The 20,677-nt window shown below is 35.8% G+C and carries 13 protein-coding genes; all 13 read right to left on the reverse strand.

All coding sequences use genetic code 11. The features are described from left to right. Window positions 1–125: 125 nt before the first annotated feature. Window positions 126–542: a VanZ family protein gene (locus D7004_RS19335; protein ID WP_123207472.1), complete on the reverse strand. Its 417-nt coding sequence runs from the start codon at window positions 540–542 to the stop codon at window positions 126–128. Beyond that, complete coding sequence (gene gcvH / locus D7004_RS19340; RefSeq protein ID WP_123207473.1) at window positions 535–915, reverse strand: glycine cleavage system protein GcvH; 381 nt, start codon at window positions 913–915, stop codon at window positions 535–537. The genes D7004_RS19335 and gcvH overlap by 8 nt, the downstream gene beginning before the upstream one ends. Before the next feature lie 106 nt (window positions 916–1,021). Continuing rightward, on the reverse strand, window positions 1,022–8,200 hold the full coding sequence (gene sov, locus D7004_RS19345) for a T9SS outer membrane translocon Sov/SprA (RefSeq protein WP_123207474.1): 7,179 nt from the start codon (window positions 8,198–8,200) through the stop codon (window positions 1,022–1,024). A gap of 12 nt (window positions 8,201–8,212) precedes the next feature. Further along, window positions 8,213–8,797 (reverse strand): Holliday junction branch migration protein RuvA, encoded by a 585-nt coding sequence (gene ruvA, locus D7004_RS19350; RefSeq protein ID WP_123207475.1) that lies wholly within the window; start codon window positions 8,795–8,797, stop codon window positions 8,213–8,215. 51 nt (window positions 8,798–8,848) lie between these two features. Beyond that, window positions 8,849–11,170, reverse strand: a complete 2,322-nt coding sequence (locus D7004_RS19355; RefSeq protein WP_123207476.1) for an NADP-dependent malic enzyme — start codon at window positions 11,168–11,170, stop codon at window positions 8,849–8,851. Window positions 11,171–11,275: 105 nt separating this feature from the next. Next, window positions 11,276–12,721 carry a lytic transglycosylase domain-containing protein gene (locus D7004_RS19360; protein WP_244214387.1) on the reverse strand — a complete coding sequence of 482 codons (1,446 nt, stop codon included), beginning with the start codon at window positions 12,719–12,721 and terminating at the stop codon, window positions 11,276–11,278. A gap of 120 nt (window positions 12,722–12,841) precedes the next feature. After that, window positions 12,842–14,272, reverse strand: coding sequence for an Asp-tRNA(Asn)/Glu-tRNA(Gln) amidotransferase subunit GatA (gene gatA / locus D7004_RS19365; RefSeq protein WP_123207477.1), 1,431 nt, complete (start codon window positions 14,270–14,272; stop codon window positions 12,842–12,844). Between the two features lie 15 nt (window positions 14,273–14,287). Continuing rightward, a complete protein-coding gene (locus D7004_RS19370; protein WP_029287719.1) occupies window positions 14,288–14,488 on the reverse strand; it encodes a Sec-independent protein translocase subunit TatA/TatB in 201 nt (66 codons plus the stop codon). An 11-nt stretch (window positions 14,489–14,499) separates the two neighbouring features. Beyond that, complete coding sequence (locus tag D7004_RS19375; RefSeq protein ID WP_123207478.1) at window positions 14,500–14,886, reverse strand: Sec-independent protein translocase subunit TatA/TatB; 387 nt, start codon at window positions 14,884–14,886, stop codon at window positions 14,500–14,502. Between the two features lie 47 nt (window positions 14,887–14,933). Further along, window positions 14,934–16,238, reverse strand: a complete 1,305-nt coding sequence (locus D7004_RS19380) for a murein hydrolase activator EnvC family protein (protein WP_123207479.1) — start codon at window positions 16,236–16,238, stop codon at window positions 14,934–14,936. Between the two features lie 114 nt (window positions 16,239–16,352). Then, complete coding sequence (locus D7004_RS19385; protein ID WP_123207480.1) at window positions 16,353–17,144, reverse strand: DUF4292 domain-containing protein; 792 nt, start codon at window positions 17,142–17,144, stop codon at window positions 16,353–16,355. Next, a complete protein-coding gene (locus D7004_RS19390; RefSeq protein WP_123207481.1) occupies window positions 17,122–18,816 on the reverse strand; it encodes a tetratricopeptide repeat protein in 1,695 nt (564 codons plus the stop codon). The genes D7004_RS19385 and D7004_RS19390 overlap by 23 nt, the downstream gene beginning before the upstream one ends. A gap of 280 nt (window positions 18,817–19,096) precedes the next feature. Continuing rightward, window positions 19,097–20,581, reverse strand: coding sequence for a lipopolysaccharide biosynthesis protein (locus D7004_RS19395; RefSeq protein ID WP_244214388.1), 1,485 nt, complete (start codon window positions 20,579–20,581; stop codon window positions 19,097–19,099). Between the last annotated feature and the right edge of the window lie 96 nt (window positions 20,582–20,677).

Genomic DNA, 20,677 nt, shown 5'->3' on the forward strand with positions numbered 1-20,677 from the left:
AAATTCTTAGAAATACCTATTTACCTTGCGAAGGATAGGATTTGTAATAAACTTTAGGGCAGTTACAGTCTTTTTTAAAAATACTACATCCGCTTAAAGCTAAAACACCTATAATGCAAATTAAACTAATCGATTTTTTCATCAAACTTTAATTTATGTAAAAGTACATAACTAAAAACTGCCATCAAACAGCCTAACATATCACAACCAAAATCCCACCATTCTGCAGAACGATATGTAAAAACTTTCCATTGCAGTATCTCAATTCCTCCACCTATAACTACACTAATTAGTATAATTTTAAAAATAGTTAAAGTTCTGAAACCAAAATTATGTTGATATTTTACTTTACCGTAAAATAGTAAAACAGATAAAACGAAAAAGAAACCCAAATGGGTCATTTTATCAAATCCAATAAAGAAAAAGCCACTACCTTCAGTTTGTGGCATTTTTAAATTACAAAGCACTAAAATAAAAAGAGTCCAAAAGATGGCCCATTTTTGCTGCTTTAGTGCTTTGTAAAATGTTAATGATTTATGCACCAACTAAAGATTGGTATGCATCAGCATCTAATAATTGGTCTATTTCAGATAAATCAGATAGTGAAACTTTTACCATCCATCCTTTACCATAAGGATCAGAATTTACCAATTCAGGGTTATCATTTAATTCAGCATTATGCTCCAATACAGAACCTGTAAGTGGCATAAATAAATCAGAAACAGTTTTAACGGCTTCAACTGTACCAAAAACTTCATCTTTTGCTACTTCTGTGCCAACGCTGTTAACATCTATATAAACAATATCACCAAGTTCTTTTTGTGCGAAATCGGTAATACCAATAAATGCTTCATTACCTTCTACTTTAACCCACTCGTGGTCTTTAGTGTATTTTAATTCTGATGGGAAATTCATTTGTTTTAAATTTATTTATGTCAAAGTTAATCAGGATTTTCCTGAATCTGGGATTTTAGCGTTAAAAAACTTCATGAAGAAATCATTCTAAACATAAAAGTTACCATCAATTTAGCGTAAACCTTAAACTAAACCCAAAGTTACTAAACGATGTATTAAAAGTTTGTGATGTATAAGGCTTCGTAATGTTCGAATCGTAAAATAGTTTTACGTTAAATTTTTGGTTTAACACGTAATCAACACTTGGCCGTAAAGTAATGTTTTTAGCGCCTGAAGAAACCTCGGCTTCCTCTACATCGGCACGATAAATAACAGTTTTATTATCCCTTATTGCCACATCCAATTTAAAATCCATGTTGTTATCCATTTTTAAGCTTTTAAACCAGCCAAATGGAAATCTGAACTTTGTGGTACGATATCCTAAACCTAAAACAACATTATTTTCTGATAACTGTGCAAGCTGACTGTTTGATAAGCTTAAACCCAATAAACGTGAACGATTTAATTCAAAGGTTGCAGTAACGTTATTTTTCAATCTTGTATCAACACCAATTAATGGCGAAAAATATTCGGAAACCGTTACCTGAGAAAACTGAAATTGCGGTAAAAAGTTATTGTTTGCATCTCTACTGCTTGAGAAACCATCATTCTCTTGATAGCGCAACAAAGAATTATAACCGTTAATGTTGTACGCAGAACGATAGCCGTGTTTGATATCAACTGATGAAAATCTATCTGCAATAAAAGCAATTCTTGTTAAACCGTTGTAAGTTAAAGTCCAGTTAGGCAAAGGTATTTTCGGAAACGAATTCATTTTTGAACTACCAGCATCTTTACCTGAATAAGCTGCAAGGAATGCCGAAATCACAACATCCTGACTTTCTTTTCCATAACCATCGGCATAACCATTTGCTGCTCCAACCGAATTTGGATTTTGAGCACCTAATCTTTGCGATATTATCAAACGATTAGACATAAATCGATTGTACAATGTAGAAACTGTGCTGGCATTATTCTCTTTAAATGCTGTTCCAATTGCGATGTATGAAATGCTGTAATCTCCTGTGGTTATTGCACTTAAATTTTCGAAAGAGGATACACTTGCCACATACCTGAAATTGGTAGAAAAATTTCGGGTTTGAGCTCGGTTTGCACGAATGTTAATTCTTAAATCCTTTATTGGCTCTAATTGGCCGGTTAATTGAAAATCTTCACGAAGGGTGTTTACATACATTTGAGTTTGCAATGTATCGGTAGTTAACCATCCATTATTTAAAGCCATTTCTCTAATGTCTCGCTGGCTGCCAAATGCAAAACCTAATCCCGGTGCACCTGTTACATTATCGATACCTAAATACCTTGTTGTTGGCAAATAGCCGGGCAAGAACGTACCCTTAGTTTGTACGTAGTTTACATTAACATTTTTTAAACTGGTTAGTATATTGATGAAGAAATTCTTAGCTCCGCCACCCTGTTCGTTGTTGCCAACATCTCTTAAAAACCCAAATTTATTATAGAGAGATGTTAGATTAAAAGTGGGATTTACCTGTATGTTCCTACTGTTTTGTACCGTGTTTCCTAAATTTATATTTGGGTCTCGCAATGTAGAAAGTGGTTCGGTTTGCCAGTTAAAGTTGGTGCCGTACTTGGTTAATAGCGTTATCCAATTTAAACCAGGTATTTTGTTTATTGGCACCGCATAAGTTACATTTAGGTTATGGTTGTAATCTGTTGTGCGACCTAAGCGTTTCAGATTTTCCCAAACGGTATCACGTTTTAAGCCTTCAATTCTGCCATCTGGTTCATCAATAATCGAATAATTGGTTGCATTAAAATCTAGCTGAAGTGAACGCGTTAAATTCCAGGCGATGCCATAAATACGGCTCATCCTAAAGTTTTTATTAAACGTAGTTCCATAACCACTTTGATAAATAGGAATGGAATTATTAGGATCGTTATTTCTTAATGTATTTTCTGCATATAGTCTATCTACATCTACCCTAAAGTTTATAGCACTTGGTAAAATACTAAAATTAAAATCTTTCAAAATGGCCAGCATATTCGATTTAATAATCTTTTCGAATGGAGCAAAACTCTTCGCTTCTTTTGAATAGCTATACTGTAAAGAGCCTCTATAATTATTCTGAATACTGCTTTGATTGATAAAATCTCGGTGGTTGTATTGTGTATAAGCATAACTTGCAGAGAAGTTTTCAATATCCCAAAGCCGTACAGGTTTGGTATTGTTTGTCCGCTCTTTACGCACATTTGTAAAGTTGATTCCTCTTCGAACGGTATAATCTTGTGCAAAGTTTAATATCGAATCCTTTTGTTCTCGCGATGCCTGATCTAAAGCATTTTTAAGTTCAATATCTGGCGTTTTTGGGTTGTATTGTGGTGTAGCAATTTGCTTAGAATAACTTACATACATCGGAATTTTTACACCTGATTTTTGAGGTAAAAATTTACCCAATTCAACAGCAGAAGAAACATCAAGCAGCGTATTATCTGCCCGGTTACGTTCACTTACTTTAGAATCGATAGAACCAAAACCGATTGTTGATTTACTTCCTGAAATGTTTACATCAGCAAAATCTGCAAGCTTTAAATTTAATCTTGCCGTTGCTGCCCAACCACCCCGTTCATCAAACTCCGTTAATCTTAACTCGTTAAACCAAACCAAAACACTTTTATCCAAACCATCATCACCTTCGCCTTCAGCCAAACTTCTAATTGGATTTTTAACACCAAGCATGTAAACCCTTACCTTACTCATATCTGGCTGACCTTTAACTACAATTGTTCTTGTGCCATCGGTATAAGTAAATGGCAAATTGATAGGCCATGGTTGTCCGTTAGCAAGTTTTGCTACATTCCGGGCAAGTTTTGCATTTTGAAATAATAGCAAATCAATATCCATTCGGTTGGCTTCCGGCCAAATCGCATCTGGGTCTGTTGTGCCGGGCGATGTTATTTTTAATGGTAAAATATATTCGTAGTAATTGTCTTGGTTGTCTGTTCCTATTCTTAAAAAAGCTTGTACGTCACCATCATTTAATACTTGGTTATTCACAGCTTCTGCATGAATATACATTTCCAAATGTTTGTAAGAGCGGAAATCGCTATAAGCCGTTTTGAAAGCTGCACGACCGTAACCGTCTCTTAAAGTTTTTACAGTAACAGATAAGGATTGTTCGTTCAATCGCGTATCTCCCCGGTAGTTACTAAAATCTCTTTCACGCACAATACCTGGAGGCGTAACATAAGGAATTGGTGAGCGTTTACCGTTTTCTTCGATATTAACTGTAGAAACTTCGATGGTAGAATTATCAGGCGTTAAGGCAGGTAAAGAAGGATCAACAATTACCTGGTCTGCAGTGTTTTTAGCATTAAACTCTCTCCATTCGCCTCTTATCAGTTGAAGCTTTGCAAAACGCATCACCATCGTATCGGCAAAATTTGTCATAAACATTCTTAAAAACCGAATGGATTTAAAATCCTGAATGTTACCTACTTTCTGCTGATAATCTCCGATAGGAATTCTGAACTGATACCAAGAAACTGCCTGCGTGTTTCCATTCGCCAACTTAACTTGAGAAGTAACTTTATCGGTAATAAAATTTTGTCCAACGGTTAAATCACCCTGGCGAACGGATACTTTATATTGAAAGTATTCATCGCTTTGCGTCATGTTATTATCGCGGTTAATGTCTTCACCATCAGGCAATGACGTTGATGCCGAGTTTTCCAAACCCAACTCATCTTGCGATTGTTGTGAGGTTTTTGAATTACCTTCGGTACCATTATATTTTTCGTAGCGCTTTAAAATTCCGGCATTGGCTTGATCTAAAAGAGGCCCTCTGAAATAAGTGTAATCATCAGATGATGGATCGGCATCCATCAAAGCAGCTGCAGCGGTATTTAATTGTGCTTTAATCGTATTTATGGCTGCTGCGAATTTTACCCTCTCATTTTCGTTTGATAAACCATCCAAACCAACATCTTGCTGCCTTCTGGCATCAGGACTATTGTCAAATGCCTGAATAACGGGTTGCAATTTTGGAACGCGACCCCAAGTTGTTTCATCGAATTTTGTAGGATCGTTAGTTTCAGGCAAACCGTTTTCTAAAGCTTTCCTTCCATCTTTTAAAATATCTTCTGAAATATTACCCAAGTTAAAATACAAATCGCCACCGGTAGAATTTGTTTTGTTGATGAATGGATCCATCACCCAAAATTCAATAAAACCAATATTTAAAGCTTCAAAATCATTCGTTTCTATTTTACGCTGAAAACCTGCCCAATTATTGCGTGGGTTTAGCAAAGCTCCATCACGGTCGAAACCTGTTGTACGGTAATTGTAAGGACCACGGACTGTTGGATAATATGCAACATTTAGTGTGGTAATATTTAAAGCTTGCCCGGTTGCGGTTTGTTTGAATGGAAAAACTTCTTGCTCTATAACTTCCCTAACATTGTGGTTGGAAAGCTCATTTCTATTGTTTCGAATATTAGCAGGCGTTGTTGAAGCAGCAGAATTGTAAAATGTTGGATCGATGTTATAAAAAGCAACTCTAGCACGATTGTAGCCATAAGCCAAATCATTAATAAGTTGCGATTCTGCAAACATTTGTGGTGTTCCGGAAAGCTGCCACGATATCGCACTTTTTAAATCGATAACCGATCTTGAAGCTTCAAAATCATCAAGATAACTTACACCGTTTTCGCTTCCAGCAAAATTTAAAGCCCGAGGATGCCCAGGAATTAATTGTGCATATTCTCCATAAAAGGTAACACTCGATGGTGCCTTTGTTGATATAAAGGGAAGTTTATCTACCAGTTTGGTTAAAAATCTGGATGGCGAACTGTAATTAACATCTGCACCCCAAATGGTATTAGAAATTGGTTCTTCTCCAAGATTTACTTTTTGAGTAAGCGGTTTCTCGGTTAAGTTCATTATTGTACCACCAAGATTCAATTTATTATTTACACGATAATCAAACCGGGTTCCGAAAAGTGAGCGTTGTTGTAAACCAAAAAGTTCATTATTTTCTGTTGTAATTCGGATGGGTTGCCCCGATGTTAATAAGGCCTGATTGATAACACTTACTCTTCCACCCTGATAATCGACTGTAAAATCTACACCTTCAGTTAATGGCATTGTACCGGCAAAAACCTTTACCGAACCTTCAGGTACGTTAATGGCATTTAAACTAAATTCTGAAGAAACATCTGATTGATAATTTCCTTTAATGATATACCTGTTTTTATTTTGAAATAGCTGTTTTGCAATAAGCTGAGTTGAATCATACAAGGCTGTGAAAGTATATTTATCAATTAAAGCTTGTTCCGCAGGCGTAAATTTTGCTGCCAAATCTTTACCGAAAGGTTCAATAATCGGGAAAATAATGCGCCCATTGGCTGGATCTATTGTTATGTAACCTGTATTGGTATTGGTAACCAAAGATGCTAAGCCCGAACTCGATAAATTGGAACCAAAAACGTTGCTACTATTCGCGGTGTAAGAATTTGTGGCAGAACCAAATGCATTATTGGCTGGAACAAAATCAAAAACCCCGTCCGACCTGCGTTCATTTTGCTGATTTAAGCGATCGAATTCTACCAGATTAATCCATTGCCTATTTGCAGTGTTTTGCCCCTCGGTCATAACAGGATTTTCTACACCACTTTCATTATCAATGCGGTAAATATCCAATTTAAAATTCTGACTACTAATTTGATAACCACCAATAGAATAGATGTTTTTCATCATCAAATCCCATGTAGGTAAATTAATTTTTGTCGTTTCGTTTTTTAATAATTTCGCATACAAAACCTTTGGGTTTGTGGCGTCGAAAGTAACATCGGTAGAAAATTCTCCAACTTGGTATTCTACACCGTTATAGGTATAGCGATAGGCAACGGCTAAAACCTCATCAGAATTTAATGCATTATTTAAGGAAAGGTATCCTAACTGGGGTTGAAATGTAAATTCCCGATCGGTTAATTTCCTGGCGTAGGTAAGTTTCGCAAAGTTATCGGTTGCACCATTGGCCTGGAAGTAAGAAATAACATCGTTAGAATTGGTAAACCTGGCACCAGCAGGTAAGGTTTGCAACAAATTATTCGATTGTTGTGGGAAACCTGTAGCGGTTGTAGCACCAGGTAGAGCAGAACCTCCTCCAGTTATTAACGCTGTGTTGTAAGGAACATTTTCTCCTAAATCAAGAAAACCTAAAACATCTCTCGAATCGGTTGTACTTCCAGATTTATTGGTAATCCAAACTTCAATTTTAGTGATTTGAATTGGCGATGTAATTATCGGTGCATTCGCGAGATTTTTGTTGTAATTATTTCTAAAATATTGTGCTAAAAAGTAGTGCCGGTTACCTTCATAATTATCAGCGCTTAAACGAAACTCATTAGATTGAGCTCCGTTGGTAATCTTAATTTCCCGCGATTGCGATTTTTGCTGCGTGTAAACACTTGTTACATTTAATTTCCCAAATTGCAATTGAGTTTTTAAACCAAAAAGTGCTTGTGTACCCGTAATTAAACTGGTGTTTAAAGGCAAACTAACATTTCCTGCTTCAATTTTTTTGATGATATCATCTGGTCCGCCGGTGTAATCCAGCTTAATTTGATTCTCAAAATCGAATTGTGCTTCCGTATTGTAATTGCTTTTAATTTTAAGTTTCGTTCCAATATTTCCAACTAAATCCATTTGAATCCGCTGGTTGAAATCGAAATTGGTTTGTACCCGCTGACGTTCATTGAACAACGGGTTTTCATTCTTATTTACCCGACCTAGAAATGTAAGTTCCGCTTCACCGCGAGGTTGAATATCGATAACTGTACCACCAAAAATCTTCTCAAAAGCCCGGCTGTTAACTTGTATTTGTGGAATTATACCTGTATTTCTAAAATCACTTACTTCAGCGTTCGAAATGCTACGCCAATTATTTCTTTTGATTTCGCTATTTACCAGCCTTTGATATTCATCAACGGTTAAATATTGTGTGTTGGTAACGTATTTATCGCCAACCAAATCTTTAATAATGTAGCGCTTATTTTTGGCATCATATTCCACTACCCTTTTAATACCATTAGGTAAAGGATAAAATGGATTGGTTGTTGGACTTAAGCCAAGCAAATGTTTTTCGCGTAAACTAAAGTTATTTTTAAGCACAGCGGTATCCGCCTTGCCTGTAACAACCTGGGATGAGGCGTTTTTAGCAATAAATAAAAGTGGGATGAGAATGAGTAGGGTAAATATTCTCTTCAAAGGCGGTTAGATCTATAAGTTTTTCAAAGCTTGTTTAATTAGTTGTTCTACCGAAAGCGTTCCCTCTGTACCCTTTAAAATCTGATCGATAGTTTTTTCTGCTGTTTGTTTGGCGAATCCGAGCATCACTAATGCTGATAACGCTTCATCTTTAACGGTATTGTGTTGAGGCATAGAAATTAATGAATCTACGCCTTCCTTTTTTAATTTATCTTGTAACTCCAAAACCAAACGTTGCGCTGTTTTAGCACCAAGCCCTTTTATCCGTTGAATTAAAGGATAATCTGCCTGAACTATCGCGGTTTGAATTTCTACAGGTGTGATGGACGATAATATCATTCTTCCCGTATTCGGACCAATACCCGATACAGAAATTAAATGTAAAAATAAACGACGTTCGCCCTCATCAGCAAAACCATATAAGGTATGTGCATCTTCTTTAACATGCAGCCAAGTGTATAATTTACACCTTTCTGCATCGGCTAGGCTACTGTATGTATTTAGAGAAATATTTATATGGTAACCTACGCCTCCGGCTTCAACCACAACATAAGCAGGGTTTTTGTGCGTTAATTTACCATCGATATAGGCGTACATTTAATTTACGATTTTAGATTTACGATTTTGGATTTACACCTTCAAATCGGCTTATTTTTTAATGGATGATTTTCCGAATAGTCCTTTTTTTTGTGCAGCGGCTAACTCTTCTTTAGCTTGAACATCTACAACGGCAATCGTTACCATATTTACAATTTCACGTACAGAACTACCCAATTGAACAATGTGAACGGGTTTGTTAAGACCCAATAAAATTGGCCCGACAGCCTCTGCACCTCCAAGTTCCTGCAATAATTTATACGCAATATTGCCAGATTCTAAGTTAGGAAAAATTAAAGTATTTGCTGGTGCATTTGCTAGTGTGCTAAATGGAAAATTTTCTTTTAACAATTCGTTATTCATTGCAAAGTTTCCCTGCATCTCTCCATCAACTACTACTTCAGGGTGCTGTTTATGAAGAATTTTTACTGCTTTGCGAACCTTTTCCGGTACGATGCCATCATTAGAACCAAAGTTAGAATACGAAAGAATTGCTACTCTAGGCTTGATGTTAAACTGTTTAACCGATTTTGCAACCAATAAAGTAATATCTACCAATTCTTCTGCTGATGGATCTACATTAACAGTTGTATCGCCAAAAAACACCGGACCCTTTTTGGTCATCATCATGTACATACCAGCAACACGTCTAACTTCTGGATCTACACCAATTACATGTAACGCTGGTTTAATGGTTGTTCCGTAATCTTTTGTTAAACCAGAAATCATGGCATCGGCTTCACCAAACTCTACCATTGATGCACCAAAATAGTTTCGGTCTCTAAGTAGTTTTACCGCATCCCGCTCAGAAATCCCTTTACGCTGACGCTTTTGATAAAGTGAAAGCGCATATTGCCTGGTTTTTTCTGGCTCAAGCATTTGATCAATAATTTGAACACCGTCTAATTCCAGAGCATGAGAGTCAATAATATCTTGTATTTTCTCTTTATTACCTAAAAGGATAGGAATTGCTATTTTTTCATCTCTAACAATTTGTGCAGCTTTTAAAATTTTGTAATTATCTGCTTCGGCAAAAACTACACGTTTTGGATCTGATTTAGCTTTATTGGTTACAGAACGCATAATTGCATCGTCCAAACCTAAACGTTTTCTTAGTTCTTCGCTGTAAGCATCCCAATCGGTTATGATTTTACGGGCAACACCACTTTCTATAGCCGCTTTTGCCACGGCGATAGAAACTTCGGTAATTAATCTAAAATCAACAGGTTTTGGAATGATATAATCTCTACCGAATTTTAAATTACGAGCATTGTAAGCAAGATTAACGGCTTCAGGTACAGATTTTTTTGCCAACTCAGCAATCGCTTTAACCGCAGCAATTTTCATCGCCTCGTTTATGCTCGTTGCTCTAACATCCAAAGCACCACGAAAAATATAAGGGAAACCTAAAACATTATTTACCTGGTTTGGATAATCGGAACGACCTGTAGCCATAATTAAATCCTTACGGGTTTTTATGGCCAGTTCGTATTCAATTTCCGGATTTGGATTCGCCATGGCAAACACAATCGGGTTTTTGGCCATGCCAACCAACATTTCCGGCTGAATAACATTACCTGCAGATAAACCGATAAAAACATCAGCCCCTTTCATGGCATCGCCAATACTTGTAATATCCTTTCTAAATGTTGCAAAACTCATTCGCATTTCATCCAAATCGGTACGATGAATATCAATTAGTCCGTTAATATCGAACATAACCAGATTTTCACGCTTCACACCAAGCGATAAATACATTTTCGAACAGGAAACTGCGGCAGCACCTGCTCCACTTACCACAACCTTGATTTTATCTATTTTCTTTTTTTGGATTTCGCAGGCATTTAATAATGCTGCACCAGAAATGATTGCTGTTCCGTGCTGGTCGTCATGCATCACAGGAATATTCATTTCCTGCTTCAACCTGCGCTCAATTTCGAAACACTCGGGTGCTTTAATATCTTCTAAGTTAACACCGCCAAATGTTGGCTCCAAAGCCTTAACGATTTTTACGAAATCATCAACATTTTTGGTATCTAATTCTAAATCGAATACATCAATATCAGCGAAGATTTTAAAAAGCAAACCTTTACCCTCCATTACCGGTTTACCCGCTTCCGGACCAATATCGCCAAGGCCTAAAACCGCTGTACCATTACTGATTACTGCAACAAGATTCCCTTTTGCAGTATATTTATAAACATCTTCTTTATTTTCAGCTATTCGTAAACAAGGCTCAGCAACGCCAGGCGAGTAAGCCAGGGTTAAATCGCGTTGAGAATTTGTTGGTTTTGTTGGAACTACTTGTATCTTTCCCGGCCGCCCTTGCGAGTGGTAATCAAGCGCATCTTGCTTTCTGTTTTTATTACTCATTAATTGTAACTAAATAGTGACGGCACAAAGGTACAATTCTTTTATGGTGGGTTGAAATAAATAAGAAAATGAATAAAGTGGGTAGGTGTAAATTGAAATATGGATTTACCCCTTACTAATTTTCAAAACCATACCGACTTGCAAACCTGCTCTTGCTAACCTGTTATCTCTTTTAATATTTTGAACGGTAGCGCCATCAAATTTTTCGGCAATTTCAGAAAGTGTATCGCCACGTTTAACTTTGTAGCTTAGATAAGAAGCCGGCGCTTTATAAACAGTGCGCTTACTGGTGTAAATTTTTAGCTTTTGTCCAGGAACGATTGTTTTAGTTTTTAAATTATTCCAAACTTTTAAATCTTGTACCTCAATACCGTATTTATCGGCAACTGAATTTAAATTCTGACCTGAAGATACCTTGTGGTAAACAACTGAAGAGGCAACTATGGTTGAAGGTTTTCTTTTACGCAATTCACGAACATCATCTGTATGGGCTTGAATAACTTGCATTTTGTTATCTAAGTCTTCATTATTAAGCACATCATACAAGCCAGCTAAATCAGCGCCTTTCATTTTAGGTAAAACCAATCTTTTGGGCATATCGGCTGTTCCATTAATAATTTTTTTCTTGTATGAAGGATTCAAAGCAAAAAGCGATTCATCTTCTACATTTAAAACTTTAGCCAGCGCCGATAAACTAACAAAATGATTTACCTGCATGGTATCTGTTTTTAAAAACAGGTTGCAGGCTTGTTCCGTAATTTGGTGTTTGTTGGAGTAGTTCATTACATACACTGCGGCAATAAATGCAGGCACATAATTTCTAGTTTCTTTGGGCAAATACGGTCTGATAAGCCAAAAATCACGTGAGCCAGCCTTGTCGATTGCCCTGGTAACATTTCCTTTGCCACAATTGTAAGCTGCAATGGCTAATAACCAATCGCCCAGTTCTTCAAATGCATCACGAAAATAAGCAGCGGCAGCATAACTCGCCTGAACCGGATCTTTACGTTCATCCACAAAATTATCCATCTTTAGTCCATAAGCTTTTCCAGTACCAAACATAAACTGCCAAATACCTGTTGCGCCAACTCTTGAAACCGCATGCGGATTCATTTGAGATTCTACTATGGCTAAATATTTTATCTCCTGCGGGATGTTATAATCTTTCAATGCCTTATCAAAAATTGGAAAGTAATAATTTGATAAGCCCATCATTTTCCCAAACATATCTTTACGTTTCGAATAAATATCGATGTATTGCTGTACGTATTCGTTATGGGGCAAAGGGACAGATTTTGCAATCGAGTCTAAACGAAGTTTGTAGATGTAGTTCTGGCTCAGTAATAATGGGTTTTCTGTTGCAAGTGGAACATTAACGGTATCGTTGTTAACAAAGATATTATTAGAAACTTTATAAAGGCTATCGGCTTTTAGAATTTGTTGCGCAAGTGAGGTGGAAAATAATCCGGTTAAAGCACAAACTGACGTAAAAAGTAATTTTTTAATCATGGGCCATTTGGTTAATTCATCACCAGATTCTGCTACTCGCAAGCCATTTTTAATTTTAGATTTGTTTACAAAAACAAACCTAAGCGAATGAGAAAAATAGAGACAAAATTGCAAAATTTAAATTGGCAACCTTAAACTCCTCTAAAGGTTGCGCTATATTTGTTATGATAGTGTGTAAGCCAAAAACTCCTGAGAGAAAGCTAGTAACTGCTCTTCCTCAAAATGCCTGGCAATAAACTGAATACTTAACGGCAAACCTACCGAATTATTGCCAAGTGGTAATGCTATTGCTGGGTTGCCACTTAAAGATGGTAAAACAGTAAAAATATCAGCCATGTACATCACCAATGGGTCTTGCATATTATCGCCAATTTTAAACGGCGTGGTTGGCGCCACAGGCGATAAAATCAGATCATAGTCCTGAAATAAACCTTCAATTTTTTCTCTGATTAACCTACGTACCTGCTGTGCTTTTTGATAATACGCATCGTAATATCCTGCACTTAAAACGAAGGTTCCTAAAAGAATTCTGCGTTTTACTTCATCCCCAAACCCTTCAGAACGAGAATGTTTATACAATTCTGTTAACGATTTTGCTTCCGTATTGCGATGACCATAATGTACGCCATCATAACGTGAAAGATTCGAAGATGCTTCAGCAGTGGTTAAAATGTAATAAGCTGGAACTAGATAATCGAGTAAATTGAATGAAACATATTCAACTGTATGCCCTTTACTTTTTAAATCTTCAATTGAGTTTAAAATTGCTGATTTTATTTCAGGGTCTAGCGCTTCGTTTTCAATCGTTTCTTTTAAAACTGCTATTCGTTTTGGTGATGTGCTATGGAGAGTAACGGAATAATCTGGAACATTTTTAGAAGAAACCGTAGAATCATATTCATCGGCACCAGCCAAAACTTGTAATAGCAACGCTGCATCTTCTACTGATGAAGTTATCGGACCAACCTGATCGAATGATGAAGCGTAAGCAATTACACCATATCTTGAAATCCTTCCGTAAGTAGGTTTTAGACCAATTAGCCCACAAAATGCTGCTGGTTGTCGAACTGAGCCACCTGTATCGGTACCCAAAGCCGATAAACACATATCTGCCTGTACCGCTACAGCCGAACCTCCGGAAGAACCACCAGGAACCAATTCGGGATTTGCTGCATTTTTTACCGCTCCGAAATATGATGTTTCGTTAGAGCCACCCATTGCAAATTCATCACAATTTAAGCGACCGATTATTACTGCATCTTCTTGTAACAAGCGCTCTACAACAGTTGATGAATAAGGAGATACAAATCCATCGAGCATTTTTGAAGATGCCGTTACGATGTGATCTTTATAGCAAATATTATCTTTAATGCCGATAACCATACCAGCAAGTTTACCTGCCGTACCATTTTCTATTTTTTGCTGAACTGATTTCGCCTGAACTTCTGCCGAATAAAAAAACACCTCATTAAATGCATTGAGGTGTTTGTTATCTTCAATTTGCTTAAAATAATAAGCCAATAAATCGGGTAATGTGAGTTGCTTTTGCGAAATGAGCGCTTGTATCCCTTTTAGAGAACTGTATTTCTTCAAAACTTAAAACTATTATTAAACGGTTTTATCACGGTTAGATGGATCAACTTGTTCTCCATCAACACCATCTTTACCATCTTTAAATTCTTTAACACCTTTGCCTAAACCACGCATAAGTTCAGGAATTTTTTTACCACCAAATAATAACAATACTACTACTGCAATAATGATTATTTCTGGTGTTCCAAGCATTGCTGCTATTGTTGTATTTAACATAACTTTTTTGTTTAAACTTTTTGACTGTCAGTTACTATTTTATCGTCGATGGGAGTGCTTTGTGGATAGGGAACATTTGCAGTTTCTGTATGCTCATCGGCTGCAACAACTGGTGCATTTGGATCAACAACAGGAGTTTCAGTTGGATGATGACGTTCGTTATTGCTAGCTACAGTTTGGTCTGCATCTTCTTTATCCAAATCCATAGCATTAATATTTCTGTGTATTTCTCTTTTTACACCGTCTGATGCATCTTTAAATTCTCTAATTCCTTTGCCTAAGCCTCTTGCTAACTCTGGTAATTTTTTACCACCAAATAACAATAGAACTACCACTAAGATGAGCACGATCTCTGATCCACCCATGTTTAAAAACTCTAATAACGTTCCTTGATACATCACTAATCTATTTTATACAAATATAACATTTATAAATTGTCTTCACTTTATTTACTAATCCAAGCTTCTGGGTTTAAGGTAGCTTGCCCCCTTCTAATTTGGAATTTTAAAATGGCATCATCACCAGTATTTGCAACAATTCCTATTGCTTGTTTTGTATCGACAGTACTACCCGTACTTACAGATACATTTCTTAAATTCTGATAAACAGTTATATATTCACCATGTATAATAATTACAACTCCTCTTCCTTGAATATATTGAACTGCTAATACCCTTCCAGCAAAAACAGCCCTTACAGTAGCACCGCTAGACGTTGTGATATCTACACCATCATTTGTATAAGGTGCCTGGTCAACCATATGTCTTCCAAATGTTTCAGTAATGCTTCCAGTGGCAACTGGCCATGGCAATCTTCCTCTATTACTTTCAAAACCAGCTGATAGTCTTGCAGATTCTGGAGTCGCTGTAAGTACTTCACTTGTTGTTTTTTCTTTTACAACTGGTGCTTTAGTAACTGAGGGAGCAGGTTTGTTTTCTAATCTTGCTTTCTCAGCCGCAGCTTTTTCTTCTGCTGCTCTTTTTGCAGCAGCGATACGGGCTTCTTCAGCTGCCTTTCTTCTTGCTTCATCAATAGCACGTTGTATTGCAGCTCTAATAGCTCTGTCTATCTGTGCCTGCTGTTTTTTCTTCGAAGCAATATCTTGCTTAAAGGTTCTTTCCTGCTTACTTAGGTTATTTAGAACAGCAGATTGCTGGCTTTTATCTTTACCTAAACGCTCTCGCTCACGCTCTTGCTCCTTTAATAAATCACTTTTCTCTTTCAATGTTCTATCCAGAACTCTGATTTTTCCGTTTAAATCTTGCTGAGTGTTCTCAATATAACCAGCTTGTTTCTTACGGTACTGACTAAATTGTTGTAAATATTTTATTCTTTTATAAGCTTGATTAAAATCTTTAGCAGCAAAAATAAACATCATCTTATCGTATGAGTTTCTGTTTCGCTGTGCAAAGCGAATCATGCCGGCGTATTCTTTTTTAAGATCGCCTAACTGACCTTGTAAAGTATGTACGGTATTTGTGTTTTGAGAGATTTGATTATCAAGATTTTTTATTTCGGAATTTATAGTTCCAATTTTATCCTGACGCAGTCGAATTTGAGCATTTATTACGTTAATTTGCTGTAAAGTAAGCTTTTTACCGCTTGTTGTTTTTGTTAAATTCTTTTGTAACTGCTCTATTTCACGCTGAATAGCTTCCTTTTTTCTTTTTAGTTCATTTGCAGTTTGAGCCGAAGCCGACAAGGCAAACACACTAAGAAAAAGAATAAATACAAGTTTGTGTAACTTCATTAAGCCAAAAGTATAAAAATTTTACAGTAAACTATATTAAAATTGATATACTTAAAGCCAATCTGGTGTTACAGAAATATCTTCACTTATTCTTCATAAAAATAGCTGTTAGAACTATTTTACTAAAGTATATCGCTTTGGTACAGTAAACGGAAAATCTACAGGAACATTGCCATCAATTTTTACGTATTGTAAATCGATATTTATTTTTTTAGCTCCAGAAAGAGTATTTATTTTTAAGGCGCCAGGAAATAACGATTCATTTAGTTTCTGATAATCGGTATAATTAACTTTTAAAGCCTGACCGCTTTTAGCATCATTCAGATTGGTTTCGGCAACTTTGAAAAGTGTATTGAAAAGCAATTTATAATCTAAATTTTCTTTTGAACCAGATACCGCATATATACCATTTTCTTGTTTAATATCCGATTTATCTGTCAAAAATTCGCCCATTGCATTGCCAGTTAGCACTGCTTGTAGCGTATTAAAGTTAACTTGTTTATTGGTAAAATTATAGATGTAGCTAAATGGCTTTTTTAGGTATTCGCTTTTTAGCTTGTTTTGAATTTTAATACTATCAGGCGTTATTAAAGCTCTGGCCACTTCAGCCATCCCACCTAATGCGGTAATACTTACCCAAATGGTTTCCTTGTCTTTCATACGAAAGTTCATGGTTACATCATTGGCATCACCAGAAATATCAAGCGTAGCTTTTGCTTTTAAGGAAAGCGTGTTAAATTTTAATTGCTTACTATTGAGCAAGTTTAATGCCTCTGCTTTTGTATTATCAACTTTAGTTTCTGTTTTAGCAGGAGGAGTTTCAACTATTACCTTTTTAGATTTACATGATGTTGATAAACCTAACATGCCTAAAATAAACAGGCTATTTAAAATATTTCTTTTCATTGATTTTCTTAGTTAGTATTTCTGAGCCATTACCAGCTTCTTTGGCTTTTTTCCATTGGATTAATGCAGCATCTTTATCACCTTTCATGAAAAGAATATCTCCATATCGCTCCAAATAAACACCATTCTTACTGCTATTGTTTTGCAAGGCCTTTTCTATCCAAGTTTGTGCCAAAGTATATTTTTGCTGCTTAAATAATATAAAGGCATAAGTATCTGTAACAGATGAGTTTTCTGGCATTGCTTGAGCTGCCTTTGCAGCATATTCAGCGGCTTTATCCAAATCATCGTTTTTAAGTGCCAGGTAATAAGCATAATTGTTCATGATAAGATAATTATCTGGCTCAGTTGAAATTGCCTTTTCGAATGCAGCTTTTGCTAAAGGAAAATTGTTTTGATTGATATAAATGTCGCCCTGTAAAGCATAAACCTGAGCTTGTAAAGCTTTATTGTCAGCATCCAATTGTAGCGCAGTTTTCAAATTATTTAAAGCCAAATCGTATTTTGCAGTTTTAAATAATGCATAAGCCATGTAGTAATATAAGCTAGCTTGATTGGGATAGATTGTTAATGCTTCATCACCAAACTTAATGGCTTCGGCATAATGCCCAAGCAAAGTTTGGATATTTATGACTTGCTCCCAAACCACATACACTTGCTCGTTAATTTTTAACGCCGCCTGATATTGAATTAAAGCATCATTTAACTTATTTTGTTGATACAGTACATCTCCATACAGCGCTAAAACTTTTGCATCTGTAGGATTTTTTTCAGCCAAACCTTTGCTTAACTCTGTTACATTTTTTGCTACAACAGGCTGCTGAATTTTGGAAAATAGTGCAGCAATTATTTTTACTTTTTCATCAATTGGCATCTCCGGGCTTTCGAATGCTAATCTTAAGGAAGCAAAAGCCATTTCATCATTTTTTTGTTTTCGATAAATATCTGCCAAGCCTAAATTAACTTCAAAGTTATTTGGCTCAATACCTTTTGCTTTCAATAAAACCTTTAATGCTTCGGTATCATTTCCCTTTTGCAACAGCAATCCTGCAGCGTACAGATAATTTTTTAAATCGGCCTGATTGCCTTCAAGCAATTTTACAATATCGCTATCACTTGGGTTTCCATTTTGCTGAAATCGCCTTTTTGCATTGGTTAACTCCCTTGATTCGCCAAATTTCTGCTCGATGGAATCATAGGTTTTTTTTGCTTCATCAGGCTGATTTAAAATAAACTGAGCATTAGCTTTATCAAAATAATAAGCTTCATTGTCGGCATCTAGTCTGATTAACTGAGTAAAAACATCAACCAGTTCAGGGATTTTATTGGTTCGCTTATAAACTTCGGCCTGCAGGCGTAAATACCATTTGTTATCGGGATTTAATTTGATAGCTTGTTTAATATTTTGTTCGGCTTCAGCTAACTTATCCATCCTAATATTAGCATTTGCCAATTCGAAATATGCAGCGTGATTTGCAGGATCTGCACTTATAACTCTTGAGAAGTTTGATGAAGCACCAACATAATTATCAGACAATTTTTCCTTCAAACCAGCAAAAAACAGCTGCTTAACTACATTGCTATCGCGGTTGCCACTTGGCATAGGAATAACCTGACCAATGGCGTTGTAACCAATAACAATTAGAAAAAGAAAAACACATCGTTTAATCATAGAAGTAAGTATTAAAGGATTGAATGAGTGAGTTCTAAGCGATATTAATATCTTAATTTTGAATGAGTGAGTTTTGAATGAGTGAATTTAAGCGATACGATTATTAATTTTGAATTAGTGAGTTTTGAATGAGTGAATTTAAGCGATACGACTATTAATTTTGAATAAATGAATTTTATTTATTCTCTCATTCAATCATTCTCTCATCCAATCACTCTCTCATTCAATCATTCTCTCATTCAATCACTATCTCATTCAATCATTCTCTCATTCAATCATTTCATTTAAGCATTTTCATCAAATCCCCTTTTTCGAAGTAAGCAATTGCAGCAATGAAAACTATCAACATCCCATTTCCAATGTAAATATTTCTATCGAAAAGAAAGAATGAAGAGAATACAATAATTGTTGAAATGATTAAATAGATTAAAATTCTTTTTAAATTATAAGGAACAGGATAATATTTTTGACCAAGGATATAGGAGATTATGGTCATAGTAGCATAAGCAGCCATTGATACCCAAGCCGAACCCATGTAACCGAATTTTGGTATCAATAAAATATTAAATACGATTGTGATGAAAGCACCAACAAGGGAAATGTATAATCCAAATCGTGTTTGATCAGAAAGGCGATACCAAACCGATAAATTCATATATATCCCTAAGAAAACATAGCCCAAAAGCAAATAAGGAACCGCAGGTAAACCTACCCAATATTCAGCCCGATGTGCTTCATCTCTGCTAATAAAATATTTCAGAATTTCGATATTCGCTATCAAGGCAACAAATAATACAGCCAATGTAATTACAAAATACTGCAGAATGGTTGCGTATGTTTTTTTTGCGTTGACATTTTTTGCATGACTAAAAAAGAAAGGTTCGGCACCAAGTCTAAACGCAGTATTAAAAATACTCATAAAAATTGCAATCTTACAAACGGCTCCATAAATACCAACTTGCGCTTCAGTAGAATATTTATCTAACAGAATTTTATCAAGATTTTCATTAATGATGAAAGATAAATTTGCAACCAGAACTGGCCAGCTGTAAGATAGCATATTCATAAACAATGCTTTATCAAATTTCAGCTGTAATTTTAAAAATTCGGGGATAAGTAATATGAAAGTAATGGCACTCGCGATAAGGTTTGCGATGAACACGTAACCAATCCATTTCGCCCGAAAAAAGTCTTTGAAAAACTGTGCTCCAGGCCAATCATTTCTAATTATTGCCGGGATGCCATAAATAAAGAAGAGACAAATACTTACGTAAGTTAAAATGTTTATGAACTTTAAAAGGCTGTAGCGGAATGGTTTTCCATCGGCTCTTAGCTTAGCAAATGGAATAATGCAGATTGCATCAGAAAACAATAGCCATAGAAAATATTGTACGTATCGTCGCTGATCTTGAAACTGCGACATATTATTATTAAGTAACCATTTTGTAATCGGGTCGGTAAATATTAACCCTGTTATTAAAAACAAAACAGCAATAAAAGCAATTACCAAAAACGAATTGTTATAAACTTGCTGTTTTTTATCTTCATGTTTATTGAGGTATCTAAAAAATGTGGTTTCCATTCCAAAGGCTAGAACAGCATTGATAAGGGACGCCCAACTGTACATTTTGGTAAAAATACCATAAACTGCTGCAGCATAAGTGCGGGTGAAGATTGGAGTAAGGATAAAATTTAGTAAGCGAGAAACTATGGTACTGATACCATAAACCATCGTTTGCCCAAGAAACTTTTTATATACCGACAATTTGTTTTAGATTATAGATTTTAGATCTTAGATTAGTTTATGCGACACTAAAATTTCGAATCAGTTATTATTTTGGGATTATTAAGTAAACGTAAT

The sequence above is a fragment of the Pedobacter jejuensis genome, assembly GCF_003725795.1.
GTDB classification, from domain to species: Bacteria; Bacteroidota; Bacteroidia; order Sphingobacteriales; family Sphingobacteriaceae; genus Pedobacter; species Pedobacter jejuensis.